Annotated in this window: 14 protein-coding genes; 9 read left to right on the top strand and 5 right to left on the bottom strand. The window is 54.0% G+C overall.

The window, feature by feature from the left end; translation table 11 throughout:
• The 8 genes from ABJQ89_RS04045 to ABJQ89_RS04010 form a co-directional block, all read left to right on the top strand.
• The coding region (locus ABJQ89_RS04045) for a cytochrome c oxidase assembly protein (RefSeq protein ID WP_348494985.1) at window positions 1–448 on the top strand (448 nt) is incomplete at its 5' end.
• Window positions 449–468: 20 nt separating this feature from the next.
• Window positions 469–1,269: a cytochrome c oxidase subunit 3 gene (locus ABJQ89_RS04040; protein ID WP_348494984.1), complete on the top strand. Its 801-nt coding sequence runs from the start codon at window positions 469–471 to the stop codon at window positions 1,267–1,269.
• 59 nt (window positions 1,270–1,328) lie between these two features.
• Window positions 1,329–2,057 carry an SURF1 family protein gene (locus ABJQ89_RS04035; RefSeq protein ID WP_348494983.1) on the top strand — a complete coding sequence of 243 codons (729 nt, stop codon included), beginning with the start codon at window positions 1,329–1,331 and terminating at the stop codon, window positions 2,055–2,057.
• Window positions 2,057–3,445, top strand: coding sequence for a threonine synthase (thrC, locus tag ABJQ89_RS04030; protein WP_348494982.1), 1,389 nt, complete (start codon window positions 2,057–2,059; stop codon window positions 3,443–3,445). Before ABJQ89_RS04035 ends, thrC begins: the two co-directional genes overlap by 1 nt.
• Window positions 3,442–4,704 carry a pitrilysin family protein gene (locus ABJQ89_RS04025; protein ID WP_348494981.1) on the top strand — a complete coding sequence of 421 codons (1,263 nt, stop codon included), beginning with the start codon at window positions 3,442–3,444 and terminating at the stop codon, window positions 4,702–4,704. The genes thrC and ABJQ89_RS04025 overlap by 4 nt, the downstream gene beginning before the upstream one ends.
• Window positions 4,704–5,288: a GNAT family protein gene (locus tag ABJQ89_RS04020; protein ID WP_348494980.1), complete on the top strand. Its 585-nt coding sequence runs from the start codon at window positions 4,704–4,706 to the stop codon at window positions 5,286–5,288. Before ABJQ89_RS04025 ends, ABJQ89_RS04020 begins: the two co-directional genes overlap by 1 nt.
• A 35-nt stretch (window positions 5,289–5,323) precedes the next feature.
• The gene (locus tag ABJQ89_RS04015) at window positions 5,324–6,742 is read left to right on the top strand and encodes an FAD-binding oxidoreductase (RefSeq protein ID WP_348494979.1); all 1,419 of its coding nucleotides are present in this window, start codon (window positions 5,324–5,326) and stop codon (window positions 6,740–6,742) included.
• Window positions 6,743–6,913: 171 nt separating this feature from the next.
• Window positions 6,914–7,780, top strand: a complete 867-nt coding sequence (locus ABJQ89_RS04010) for a bifunctional 5,10-methylenetetrahydrofolate dehydrogenase/5,10-methenyltetrahydrofolate cyclohydrolase (protein WP_348494978.1) — start codon at window positions 6,914–6,916, stop codon at window positions 7,778–7,780.
• 70 nt (window positions 7,781–7,850) lie between these two features.
• Here the strand turns inward: ABJQ89_RS04010 and ABJQ89_RS04005 are convergent, their stop codons facing one another.
• Genes ABJQ89_RS04005 through ABJQ89_RS03990 form a run of 4 tightly spaced genes read right to left on the bottom strand, consistent with a single transcriptional unit; the run spans window position 7,851 to window position 10,563 of the window.
• Window positions 7,851–8,381 carry an adenine phosphoribosyltransferase gene (locus ABJQ89_RS04005; protein ID WP_348494977.1) on the bottom strand — a complete coding sequence of 177 codons (531 nt, stop codon included), beginning with the start codon at window positions 8,379–8,381 and terminating at the stop codon, window positions 7,851–7,853.
• A gap of 30 nt (window positions 8,382–8,411) precedes the next feature.
• Window positions 8,412–9,065, bottom strand: coding sequence for a DUF2927 domain-containing protein (locus tag ABJQ89_RS04000; RefSeq protein WP_348494976.1), 654 nt, complete (start codon window positions 9,063–9,065; stop codon window positions 8,412–8,414).
• On the bottom strand, window positions 9,062–9,688 hold the full coding sequence (locus ABJQ89_RS03995) for a LysE family translocator (RefSeq protein ID WP_348494975.1): 627 nt from the start codon (window positions 9,686–9,688) through the stop codon (window positions 9,062–9,064). Before ABJQ89_RS03995 ends, ABJQ89_RS04000 begins: the two co-directional genes overlap by 4 nt.
• On the bottom strand, window positions 9,688–10,563 hold the full coding sequence (locus ABJQ89_RS03990; RefSeq protein WP_348494974.1) for an S-methyl-5'-thioadenosine phosphorylase: 876 nt from the start codon (window positions 10,561–10,563) through the stop codon (window positions 9,688–9,690). Before ABJQ89_RS03990 ends, ABJQ89_RS03995 begins: the two co-directional genes overlap by 1 nt.
• Before the next feature lie 174 nt (window positions 10,564–10,737).
• Between ABJQ89_RS03990 and ABJQ89_RS03985 the strand changes: the two genes are divergently transcribed.
• Window positions 10,738–12,372, top strand: a complete 1,635-nt coding sequence (locus tag ABJQ89_RS03985) for a SulP family inorganic anion transporter (RefSeq protein WP_348494973.1) — start codon at window positions 10,738–10,740, stop codon at window positions 12,370–12,372.
• A gap of 60 nt (window positions 12,373–12,432) precedes the next feature.
• Here the strand turns inward: ABJQ89_RS03985 and ABJQ89_RS03980 are convergent, their stop codons facing one another.
• Window positions 12,433–13,038 carry a flavin reductase family protein gene (locus ABJQ89_RS03980; protein ID WP_348494972.1) on the bottom strand — a complete coding sequence of 202 codons (606 nt, stop codon included), beginning with the start codon at window positions 13,036–13,038 and terminating at the stop codon, window positions 12,433–12,435.
• Window positions 13,039–13,102: the final 64 nt, after the last annotated feature.

Here is a 13,102-nt window from a genome sequence, read left to right as displayed (position 1 = left end):
CACTGCCACTGTTGATAGCGATGAAATCCTAGAGCAAACGATCACGGTTAAGTTTGATGCTTCCAAAGAACGCGGCATGCCGTGGGAGTTCAAGCCGCTAGTGCGCGAGGTTGAAATGCGCATCGGTGAAACTGGTTTGATCTTTTACGAGGCGTATAATCCAACAGACCGTCCTGTGGCAGGGCAAGCCAGCTACAACGTAGCACCCTATCAAGCGGGCTATTTCTTCAACAAAATCCAGTGTTTCTGCTTTGAAGAACAAGTCTTGCAACCCGGTGAACGCGTCGAGATGCCTGTGACATTTTATGTCGATCCAGAGATTGTCACAGACCGCGACGCGAAATATACCAAAGAAATAACGCTTTCGTATACATTCTACGAAATCGATTTGCCTGAGGAGGTCGCGCAGGCCGCCCTTGAGCAGCCCAACGAAACGATTAATAACTAAGCCTATCCGACGAGGGACCCATGGCACACGAAAAAAACCACGACTATCACATTCTAAACCCCTCGCTCTGGCCACTGATTGCTGCGGTCGGTGCGTTTATTATGCTCTTCGGCGCTGTTCTTTGGTTCCACGACAGTGGTCCTTGGATGTTCCTGATCGGTCTCGCGGCTGTGTTGTACGTGATGTACGGCTGGTGGGCTGAAGTTGTTAACGAAAGCCACGTTGGTGATCACACGCCTGTCGTGAGCATTGGTCTGCGCTATGGTTTCATCATGTTCATCATGTCAGAAGTCATGTTCTTCGCAGCATGGTTCTGGAGCTTCTTTAAACACGCGATGTACCCAATGGGACCACAATCGCCAGCAATCGATGGCGTTTGGCCACCAGTTGGCATTGAAACGTTTGACCCTTGGCACCTACCTTTGATCAACACGTTGATCCTGCTGTGTTCTGGTGCGGCTGCAACGTGGGCGCACCATGCGCTGGCACATGAAAACAATCGTGAGGACACCAAATGGGGTCTTATTATCGCTGTTGTTCTCGGTGTTATCTTCACAGGCTTCCAAGCTTACGAATATAGCCACGCAGCGTTTGGTTTCTCCGGTAACATCTATGGTGCGAACTTCTTCATGGCGACGGGCTTCCACGGCTTCCACGTTGTGATCGGAACGATCTTCTTGGCGGTTTGCTTGATCCGTCTGCAACGCGGTCATTTCACACAAGAACGTCACATCGGTTTCGAAGCTGCGGCATGGTACTGGCACTTCGTTGATGTGGTTTGGTTGTTCCTCTTCGCTGCTGTTTACGTTTGGGGCGGCTAAGAATGAAACTTGCGGCTTGAAACCCACGCCGCAACAGGACAAAAGCCAAGGCGCATGGGATGAAAATCCTATGCGCCTTTTCAATTGATGGATCCCTTTCTCGCATGCTGACGCGGCTCATTCTTCCTTTGCTCTTCGGACTAGCGGGTGTCGCTATTCTGCTGTCACTTGGTGTTTGGCAAATGCAGCGTCTCAGCTGGAAAGAAGCGATCCTCGATGACATCAACGCCCGCATTTCTGCCGCACCGGTTGAACTGCCTGACACAGTTGATCCGGTCCAAGACAAGTACCTTCCTGTGAAGGCCTCTGGCACAATCACGGACGAAGAAATTCATGTGCTCGTGTCGCAAAAACAAATTGGCGCGGGGTATCGCATTATTTCGGTCATGGAGCTCGGGCAGGGGCGGCGCATTCTATTGGATCGCGGTTTTGTCAAAGTGGATCAGAAAAATGCAGACCGCCCAATTGGCGCGGCAAATGTCGAGGGCAATCTGCATTGGCCTGATGAAACCCATAGCTCCATCCCGGAACCTGACCTGAAAGCAGAGATTTGGTTCGCGCGGGATGTGGAGGCAATGGCGGCGCATCTAAAGGCAGAACCGATCTACCTTGTTGCACGCTCAACCAGCCTGCAAAATGATCCCGTAGCACCACTTCCCGTGGATACGGCAGGTATTCCAAATGACCATTTGCAATATGCAATCACATGGTTTTCGTTAGCCTTAATTTGGCTGATCATGACATTGACGTTCTTATGGCGCGGTCGTAGCGCGCAGAAGGGTTCATAATGAAATACGTTTCCACACGCGGCGAAGCGCCGGTCCTTTCGTTTGAAGAAGCGATGCTCACAGGGCTCGCGCGCGACGGCGGACTTTATGTGCCAGAAACGATCCCACAGATGAGCGTTGAAGATATGCGCGCCCTTGCTGGACTAAGCTACGAGGACGTCGCGTTTCGTGTTATGCGCCCCTTTGTCGGCGATACGTTTACGGACGAAGAATTCAAAGGCTGCATTGATCGCGCTTATGCGGGCTTTGGGCACGCCGCGCGTGCGCCGTTGGTGCAACTAGCGCCGAACCATTTCTTGATGGAATTGTTCCACGGCCCAACGCTCGCGTTTAAAGATTTTGCGATGCAGTTGATCGGTCAAATGTTCGAGGTCGCACTGAAACGTTCAGGCAAGCGCGTCACGATTGTTGGCGCCACTTCCGGTGATACGGGTTCTGCGGCGATTGAGGCCTTCCGCGGTCTTGAAGCTGTCGACGTCTTTATTCTCTACCCACATGGTCGCGTGTCCGAAGTGCAGCGCCGTCAGATGACGACGCCGAACGAAAGCAACGTGCATGCTATTGCGATGGACGGGGATTTCGATGATTGCCAAGCGCGCCTGAAAGACATGTTCAATGATTTTGATTTCCGCGATGGCGTGAAGCTCGCGGGCGTGAATTCCATCAACTGGGCGCGTGTTTTGGCGCAGGTGGTTTACTACTTCTCAACGGCTGCATCCCTTGGCGCACCGGATCGCAAGGTCAGCTTTACCGTGCCAACAGGCAACTTTGGTGACATTTTCGCTGGCTTCATCGCCAAGCAGATGGGCCTTCCCATTGACCGTCTCGTGATCGCGACCAACCAGAACGATATTCTACATCGTTGCATGGAATCCGCGAACTATACAAAGACAGGTGTGAAGCCTTCGATCTCTCCTTCGATGGATATCGAAGTGTCCTCCAACTTTGAACGCGCGCTGTTTTGGGCGCATGGCAAGGATGGCAAGGCGATCCAAGGGTTGATGGATGATCTGAGCTCCGGTGGCGGTTTCAGCATCTCTGAAAACGCCATGGGCGCGCTCAAAGAAAATTACGACAGCGGCATGGTCGATGAGGCGGGAACCTCTGCGATGATCACACGCGGTTTGGCGGAAACGGGCGAGGTTCTTTGTCCGCACTCCGCGATTGGCGTTGCTGTTGCGGAGACGCAGATCACAGACACACCGATGATCACGCTCGCAACCGCGCACCCTGCGAAGTTCCCTGACGCGGTTGAGGCTGCAACGGGTGTGCGCCCTGCATTGCCACCACGCATGTCAGACCTCTTCGAGCGTGAAGAACGCGTCACACGCGCGCCAAATGACCTTGGCGCCCTGCAATCCCTTATCCGCGAGCGTATTTCTGAATGAACGTCAAAACCCACAAGCTGTCCAACGGCTTTCGTATTGTGACTGAAAAAATGCCCGGCCTGCAATCAGCCTCTATCGGGATTTGGGTCACTGCAGGCGGTCGAAACGAGCGGCTTGAACAGAACGGTATCGCGCATTTTCTTGAGCATATGGCGTTCAAAGGGACCAAGACGCGCAGCGCATTGCAAATCGCTGAAGCGATTGAAGATGTGGGTGGATACATCAACGCCTATACGAGCCGCGAAGTCACAGCCTACTACGCGCGCGTGCTTGGCGCAGATGTGCCGTTGGCGCTGGACGTGATTTCGGACATTTTGTTGAACCCAGTGTTTGACGAGAACGAGATCGAGGTCGAACGCGGTGTGATTTTGCAAGAAATCGGCCAAGCGCTTGATACGCCGGACGACGTGATTTTTGATTGGCTCCAAGATGAAGCATATCCAGAACAAGCGATTGGTCGCACGATCCTTGGTCCTGAAGAACGCGTGCGCAGTTTCTCACGTGAGGATTTGCGCCGCTTTGTGCATGAGCATTATGGCCCTTCGCAGATGATCCTATCTGCTGCTGGCGATGTGGATCACGACGAAATCGTGCGCATGGCAGAAGAGCTGTTTGGTGGTCTTGAGCACCGCGTTGCCAATGATGCTTTGGGTGCTGCCTTTAAGGGCGGCGAGCGCCGCGTCAGCAAAACGCTTGAGCAAGCGCACTTTGCTTTGGCATTTGAAGGACCCGGTTATCGCGACGACGAGATTTATACTGCACAAATCTATTCCGTTGCTTTGGGTGGGGGCATGTCGAGCCGCCTGTTCCAAGAAATTCGGGAAAAGCGGGGGCTATGCTACACGATCTTCGCACAAACTGGCGCCTATTCCGATACAGGTCTGACGACGATCTATGCCGGCACGAGTGAAGAACAATTGCCTGAACTCGCTCAGCTGACGATGAACGAACTGGCGCGAAGCGTTGACGATATGAGCGAAACCGAAGTTGCACGCGCGCGTGCGCAAATGAAGGCAGGTATGTTGATGGGGCTTGAAAGCCCATCTAGCCGCGCCGAGCGTCTTGCGCGTTTGATGCAAATTTGGGATCGCATTCCGCCATTGGAAGAAACGATTGCCATGATCGATTCCGTTACGATGCAGGGCGTCAAAGGCTTTGCCGCGAACCTTGCGGGGCAAGCACCTGCCGCGATGGCGCTCTATGGTCCTGTAGAACGCGCGCCTAGCTTGGACGAGCTATTGGCGGGCCGCGCTGCTTAATGTTGAGAGTGCGTCGTAAAATCCGATTGGAAACGGAGCGCATGACGTTGCGTTTGCCTGCGCATGGGGATTTTCGCACTTGGGCCAACCTGCGGTTTGACAACGCTGACTTCTTGATGAAGTGGGAGCCCACATGGGCCGACGATCATTTGACGCGCAAGGCTTTTACCAATCGGGTCTATTGGGCGCAGCGCTCTAGCACGGCTGGTACAGCACTGCCTTTGTTCCTTGAGCGGCGCGAAGATGGCGCGCTTCTTGGCGCGATCACATTGGACAACATTCGCCGTGGTCCAGCACAATGCGGCACGCTTGGGTATTGGGTCGGTGAGCAATATGCGCGCCAAGGCTATATGGGCGAAGCCATTGCTGCCATGGTGCACTATTCGTTTGAACGCCTAGATCTATCCAGACTAGAGGCGGCGTGTTTGCCCGAAAACAAAGCATCCAGAGGCTTGTTGGAACGTTCAGGTTTCAAATACGAAGGTGTGGCGCAGGCCTATTTGCAGATCGATGGGCGTTGGCGCACGCATGTGCTCTACTCAGCGTTGCGCATGGATCGAAGAGGGCGCACGCACGTCGGATAACGACGCGATTTCAGTTGCATTAAGGAATGTCGGCCATGTTGAATTCGGTATCAGAAGAGTTTGAGAATAAGCTACGCGCCCTTGTGCCTGAGGTGTCTGTTAAAAAGTCCGAACCTCGATATCTTGAGGAGCCGCGCGGACGCTACCAAGGGCAAGACACGTTGATCGCGCTGCCTGACAATGCGCAGCAACTCTCGAAAATAGTGCGCCTTGCGAACGAGGAACGCGTCGGGATCGTCCCTTATGGCGGTGGGACAGGTTTGGTGGGCGGTCAAATCTCGGCAGAGGGCCCACGTCCTTTGATTGTTTCCCTCGAACGGATGACAGAAATTCGCGACGTCTTTCCCGAAGAGAATGTTATGATCGCCGAAGCTGGTGCCATATTGGCCGATGTGCAAGCGGCCGCTCAGGACGTGGATCGGTTGTTCCCACTGTCTTTGGCAGCGGAAGGAACGGCGCGCATTGGCGGGAACTTGGCGACCAATGCGGGTGGTGTGAACGTACTCCGCTATGGCAACGCGCGCGATTTGTGTCTGGGGTTAGAAGCTGTGCTGCCTGATGGCACGATCTGGAATGGCTTGTCACGGCTGCGCAAAGATAACACAGGGTATGATCTGCGTAATTTGCTGATCGGAGCAGAAGGGTCACTGGGGATCATCACCGCTGCCGCGCTAAAGCTGAGCCCAAGGCCTGCGGGAGAGGGCACGGCTTTTATGGTTGTTGAAGACCCCGATGCAGCGATTGCTCTGCTGAATGAAACACGCAATCAACTCGGCGATGGGATCAGCGCCTTTGAAATAATGCACAAGCAGGGTTTTGATTTTCTCGAAGAATGCTTGCCGGATATTCGGCTGCCCTTTGAGGAAAGCCCGGAGTGGAGCGTGCTGATTGAAGTTGGCCTCGCGCAAGGACTATCACCTGACACGGCGCTTGAAGCTCTTTTCGAAACGGGCCTTGAAGCAGGTTGGGTGAGTGACGGCCTCATCGCGCAATCGGTAGGCCAGCGCGCTGATTTTTGGTCTGTCAGAGAACATATTCCCGAGGCGAACAGACGTATCGGGTCTGTATCTTCGCATGATATTTCGGTGCCTATTGGCTTGCTACCCGAGTTTATTTCACGGGCTGGCGATATCCTCGCAGGGCTTGGTGATTTTCGGATAAACTGCTTTGGTCACTTGGGCGACGGCAACTTGCACTACAATGTTTTTCCCGCATTGGGAAAGTCGCCTCAAGATTACAAGCACCAGCGTGATGAAGTGAAAGCCGCGGTCCATGATCTGGTGCATGAGCTGTCTGGATCCGTCAGCGCAGAACATGGCATCGGGCGCCTGAAAACGGGTGATCTACAAAAATACGGTGATCAAGCAAAGCTCGCAGCAATGCGCGCGATCAAAACGGCGCTCGATCCGAATGGCATCATGAACCCGGGCGCGGTTTTGCCTTTGGAGAGTTAAACGGCGCAAGAACACGTTGTTCATTGCCTAACTTTTTGGCAACCTGTCGGAAGCGCCGTGTTTGTTGGCGTTTCCAAGTAGCTCCTGAATGAAACCTTAGGCATTGAATGCCTCATTTATCGAATCCACCGGATCGATACATTGCGTGGCAAAATAGGGAAGGGACCTATTGTGAAAGACAATCGACTGATCGATGGGGTCGCTGTTAAAAAGCGGATCATTCAAGAGGTGAAGGACTATACGTCCAAAGTCGCCAACATGCCGCGTTTGGTGTCGATCCTAGTGGGTGACACGCCAGAAGCAGACGTTTACGTGCGAAACCAAGCGCGCGGCGCGGAGCAAGCCGGTCTTCCCTTTGAGCAGTTGCGCTGGCCCGCTGATATTTCCCAAGACGAATGCAAACAGCGCATTTTGGAGATGAATGACGACTCGTCCGTTCTTGGTATTATTCTGCAGCGCCCTTTGCCGGACAACATCAATGTGCGATCCCTTCAATCGGCCATTCACCCTTTGAAAGATGTCGAAGGAATGAACCCAGCATCGATTGGTAATATCGTCTATTCGGACGTCGCTTTGGCGCCGTGTACTGCAGCCGCAAGTGTTGAGTTGATCAAAGAGACTGGCTTGACGATGGAAGGTCTGGAAGTCGTCATGATCGGCCATTCGGAGATTGTCGGTAAACCGGCCGCCATGATGTTGATGGCAGAGGGGTGCACCGTCACTGTTTGCCATCACATGACCCGCTCCGTTGCGATGCATTCGCGCCGCGCTGACGTCGTCGTTGTGGGCGTTGGAAAAGCCCATCTCGTGGGTCCAGATATGATCAAGCCGGGCGCGGCTGTCATCGATATTGGCATTAACCAGATCGAGAGCGACGCAGGAACTAAAATCGTCGGAGATGTGGATACTGACGCTGTCAAAGAGATTGCAGGTTGGATCAGCCCCGTGCCCGGCGGTGTCGGGCCTGTTACCGTCGCAATCTTGATGCGCAATGCGATTGTCGCCCATCAGCGCCAATTGAATGCGGGCTGGCTGTAGGAAAAACTACAATCCAAACGCGCGCTTAGCTCTGAGTTTAAAAAGTTAAGCGCGCGGGATGATTGTCGTCCTAAAGACCTTCGTAGCTACACAGAGCTTTCACATCGACGCCAAGCGCTTCGAGTTTTGCGCGGCCACCTAGCTCGGGGAGGTCGATCACAAAGCCACAACCAACAATCTCACCGCCCAAACGTTCGATCAGTTTGATCCCTGCTTCAGCAGTCCCGCCTGTTGCGAGCAGATCGTCGATGACAAGGATTTTTTCGCCCGCTTCGATGGCATCATCATGCAGCTCAACCGTCGCTTCGCCATACTCGAGCTTGTAATCTTGGCTGATGACCTTGCCGGGTAATTTCCCTGCCTTGCGCACAGGGACAAAGCCGATGCTCAGCTGATGAGCGATTGCGCCTCCTAGAATGAAACCGCGCGCTTCAAGGCCAACAACTTTGTCAATCTTAACGCCCACATAGGGGTGCAGCAGTTGGTCGATCGCCATGCGAAAGCCGCGCGGATCAGAGAAAAGCGTGGTGACATCGCGAAACATGATCCCCTCATGTGGGAAGTCGGGGATCGTGCGGATGTAGTCTTGTACGGTTTTCATGGGGCGCGTCCTTTTGAAATCAGGCACTTGTTAACGCGTTGGGTAATGGCGGCCAAGGGCCATGATGTCTTGCGGCCCGAGTTTCGTCAGCGCGTTGCTGGTTTGAGAGAAAATTGAGCGGGTTTCGTAATAGGGGCCACCAATATCGGTGAGAAGGCCAAGCCCTTGGATCACCTCCTCAAGCAGTGCGCTTTCATAGGCGCGACGCTGCATATCGCGGGTGAAGATAATGACAGCGTTCTGGATGATGCCGTCCTTGGCCATGACCCGAACGCCTGCACCTGAAATGGGCGTTCCGTCTAGGTTGGGAAATCCTGAATTTTCGATGTTTAAGCGCGCAGGCATATCAAGGAAGAGGATAGGGATGTCTGGATTATCCTCGCTTTGGGTGAGCTGTATCGCACTACCTGCTGCGTTGATTTCTTGGATCGCGCGCACCAAGGCGGCTTCCGCGCGTTTCTTTTTGCCGCCGAGGTAGATCTTGTCCATGCGGGTGATCCCGATGGTCAGTTCTGTCCTGTCCCAACGCACAAGGGGTTTGGCGCAAGTACCGTCTGGTGGGGCCGCACAAGCGACGAGATTGTAGAAATCGTCGTTACTCAGCGCCTTTGTTGCCGACAGATATTCCTGCGCATTTGCGCTGGCCGTGAAGGCAAGCCAAATCGCGCAGGTAATCCTGATCATGCGCGCCGCAGCGTCGCAGTCGCCGCGCTCATGCCGATCAACGCCAACCCACCTGCTTGGGTCAATCGACGCATCACTTTGGGGCGCGCAATTTGACCGCGCATCATGTCCGCGAGCAAGGCATAGGCAAATGCATTCATCGCGGCCAGCGCCACGAACGTTGCGATAAGGATAGCAGCTTGGGGTGCATAGGCGGCCTCAATAGAAATGAACTGCGGTACAAACGCGATGAAGAACCCAATGCTTTTCGGGTTTAGTGCCGTGACAAAAGCCGAATGCCAGAAAACCCGCTTAGGCGTGGCATGGCTGTCGGTTTCCACAAGGCCAGCCCCTACCTTAGGCGCATTTTTGAACATCATGATGCCGAGGTAGAGAAGGTAGGCTGCGCCAATCCATTTCACGATATTGAACGCAAAGGCCGAGGTCGCGATGAGTGCGCCAAGCCCTATAAGCGACGCGGTCATTGCGATCAAATCACCAAGTGCAACACCAGAAGCCGTCGCAACCGCAACCTTGCGCCCTTGGGTGAGCGCATAGCTGAGAACCAACAGGATCGTTGGGCCAGGGATCAAAAGCAGTGCGACAGAAGCGGCAGCAAACGCAAACCAGAGAGATATATCCATTATCCGAGAACCCGTCCTGCAACTGCGTCTAATTTCGCAACCAGTTCAGGATCACGTTTTTCTGGCGCGGTCATCACTGCAAATTCGAGCGCCTTGTCACAGCCGTGCTCGCAATCCTCGCGCTCCGCACCAAGCAGCGCGGGGAGGCGTTTGACCAGATCACGGCCCTTTTCAGAATTGCCCATAAGCGTGGCGATAATTGCAGTCACATCGACCTCACCGTGATCAGGATGCCAGCTGTCATAATCGGTGATCATCGCTACGGAGGCATAGCAAAGCTCTGCTTCGCGGGCGAGCTTGGCTTCTGGCATGTTGGTCATGCCGATGACATCTGCGCCCCAGCTCTCACGGTACATCTTGCTTTCAGCGAGCGTCGAGAACTGCGGACCTTCCATAGCAAGATAGGTGCCACCCATGTGTACCTTGATGCCCGCGTCTTTGGCGGCTGTATGACAAGCCTCGGACAGGCGCGGGCAGGTTGGATGGGCTACGGAGACATGCGCTACGCAGCCCGTGCTGAAGAAGGATTTTTCCCGCGCAAAGGTGCGATCGATGAACTGATCCACAATTACAAAATCACCGGGTGCCATTTCATCGCGAAAGCTGCCGCAGGCGGAAACGGAGATGACATCTGTCACGCCAATGCGCTTCAAAGCGTCGATGTTGGCGCGGTAAGGAACGGTGGTTGGCGAATGCACGTGACCACGGCCATGGCGGGGCAGAAAGGCCATTTTGACCCCGTTCAATGAGCCCGTGAGGATTTCATCAGACGGCGTGCCCCAGGCGCTGTCCACGGATTGCCATTTGGCGTCTTCTAGCCCGTCGATATCATAGATCCCAGAGCCACCAATAACACCGATCATCGTCTCTTTCATTGTGCGTCGCCTTATCTGAATGTGTTTGAAATCTAGGCTAACGGGGCATTCGCTGAATGAAAACGCTTGAAACGCCCTCGCGCGGCGTTTTGTGCGGCGCGTTGGGGGTGTTCTTTGAGTGTCGCTTAGGTTAGGGAGCGCTAACAAATGACTCCCCGAAAGACAGGTTATCCCATGAAACGAGCTATTCTCGGTGCATTCGCCAATCACATAACCCCGCCCGATCTGCGTTGGATGCCGGACGAAGGGTTTTCTTTTGGGCGCCTACGTATTGAGCTTTTGTCCGGTTTAACCGTTGCTTTAGCGCTCGTGCCTGAAGCGGTTGCTTTTGCCTTTGTTGCGGGTGTTCATCCGCTGGTTGGTCTGTATGCGGCGTTCTTGGTCGGTTTGATCACAGCGTTGATCGGTGGTCGCCCGGGCATGATTTCCGGCGCAACAGGCGCTTTGGCGGTTGTGATGGTGGCTTTGGTTGCGCAGCACGGTGTTGAATACCTGTTTGCGACTGTCGTTTTAATGGGATTCTTGCAGATTTTCGCGGGCGCGATGCAATGGGGTAAGTTTATTCGATTGGTGCCGCATCCCGTTATGCTTGGCTTTGTGAATGGTTTGGCGATTGTTATTTTCCTTGCACAGCTGACGCAGTTCAAAGTGCCAGGTACGGTCGTAAACACAGGCCATGGCATGTCTGGCGGCGAATGGCTTTCAGGTGGTCCGCTTATGCTGATGCTTGCGCTTGTAGGCTGCACAATGGCGATCATTTGGGTGATGCCGCGCATCACCAAGGTTATCCCAGCGCCGCTTGCAGGTATTGGTCTCGTCGCTGCTGTCGTCATCGCTTTTGGCCTTGATGTTCCGCGCGTTGGCGATCTTGCTTCGATCCAAGGTGGCTTGCCCACATGGCACATTCCAACGGTTCCACTGAATTGGGAAACGTTGGAAATTATCCTGCCTTATGCCGTAATCTTGGCTGCGATTGGTTTGATCGAAAGCTTGCTGACCTTGAATCTTGTCGGTGAAATCACCAACAAACGCGGCGGTGCTTCGCAGGAATGCATCGCGCAGGGTATCGCGAATACTGTGACTGGCTTCTTCGGTGGCATGGGTGGCTGCGCAATGATCGGGCAATCGATGATCAACGTTAAATCTGGCGGCCGCACGCGGATTGCCGGTATCGCGGCTGCGCTCTTCTTGTTGCTGTTCATCGTTGCTGGCTCATCTGTGATCGAACTCATCCCACTAGCGGCTCTTGTCGGCGTGATGTTCATGGTCGTGATCGGCACCTTCGCGTGGAACTCTCTGATGATCCTGCGCCGCGTGCCGCTGACAGATGCTTTCGTCATCATTTTGGTGACGGTTGTCACGGTTTACTCTGACCTTGCGGTTGCCGTTGTGGTCGGTGTGATCGTGTCTGCCTTGGCCTATGCATGGAACAACGCGCGCCGCATTCACGCAATTGAGCGAACGTCAGCGACTGTCGACGGAGCGAAGGTTTATGAAATTCAAGGTCCGTTGTTCTTTGGCTCCTCTGACGGCTTTATCGAGTTGTTCGATGTGCAGGACGATCCGAAGGAAGTAATCGTTGATTTCGCAGCCAGCCGCGTTGTGGATCAATCCGCGTTACAGGCGATTGAAGCTGTGGCCGCGAAATATGAAGAGGCTGGCAAGCGTATTCAACTGCGCCACCTAAGCCGCGATTGTCATGGTTTGCTCAATAATTCTGGCCATCTGATGATCGATAGTGACGATGATCCTGATTATGAGATCGCGGTCGATTATCAGGTTCGCACGGGTATCTTGGGCGGTCACTGACCTTTGATTGCGGGCGTCCTAACGCCCGCTTTCCAATTCCTAAAAAATTCAGCCCTGGCGTTAATCGTCGGGGCGTTTTAGTTCAAAGAGATCTTTGACAACGGTGTAGTCGCGATAGCCCATGCGTGCGAGCGGCTGGAACGTCGTGACATCAAAACGCCCGCCCTTGATGCAATCGTCTGCCATAAAGATGCCGGTGACTTCCCCGAGTACGAGGAAATTGTTTGCGCCTTCCTGTTTTATGATCTGGGTCATCTTGCACTCAAGGGCGGCTGGGGCGGCAGCCACCCGAGCGACGTTGATCGTATCGCACTCGGCTTTGTCCAATCCCGCTTGAACAAATTCATCGCTACCCGCGGCGTAAGTGCCTGACGAAATGTTCATTGCGTCTTGCAATGAGGCAGAAACGATATTCACACAAAAGACACCCGTTTCGCGAATGACAGCGACGCTATCCTTCGTCTCTCCGCGATCTTCTTTGCTGCCAGTTGAGGCGAACATGACCTGTGGCGGCACATAGGCCGTGGCATTAAAAAAGCTATATGGCGCAAGATTATCGCACCCGTCTTTGTCACGGGTAGATATCCAACCGATCGGCCGAGGCGTGACAATAGCGTTAAATGGATTGTGCGGCAGGCCATGGCCATCTTCCGGGCGATAGAACATTGATCAACTCCTTGTTTGCCCAATGGCTAACGTCATGCTAGGCGCGTTGCCAGTCAAATATCAG

This window comes from Planktotalea sp. (assembly GCF_039984035.1).
In the GTDB taxonomy this organism is placed as follows: Bacteria; Pseudomonadota; Alphaproteobacteria; order Rhodobacterales; family Rhodobacteraceae; genus Planktotalea.
This window is presented reverse-complemented; position numbering and strand designations above follow the sequence as displayed.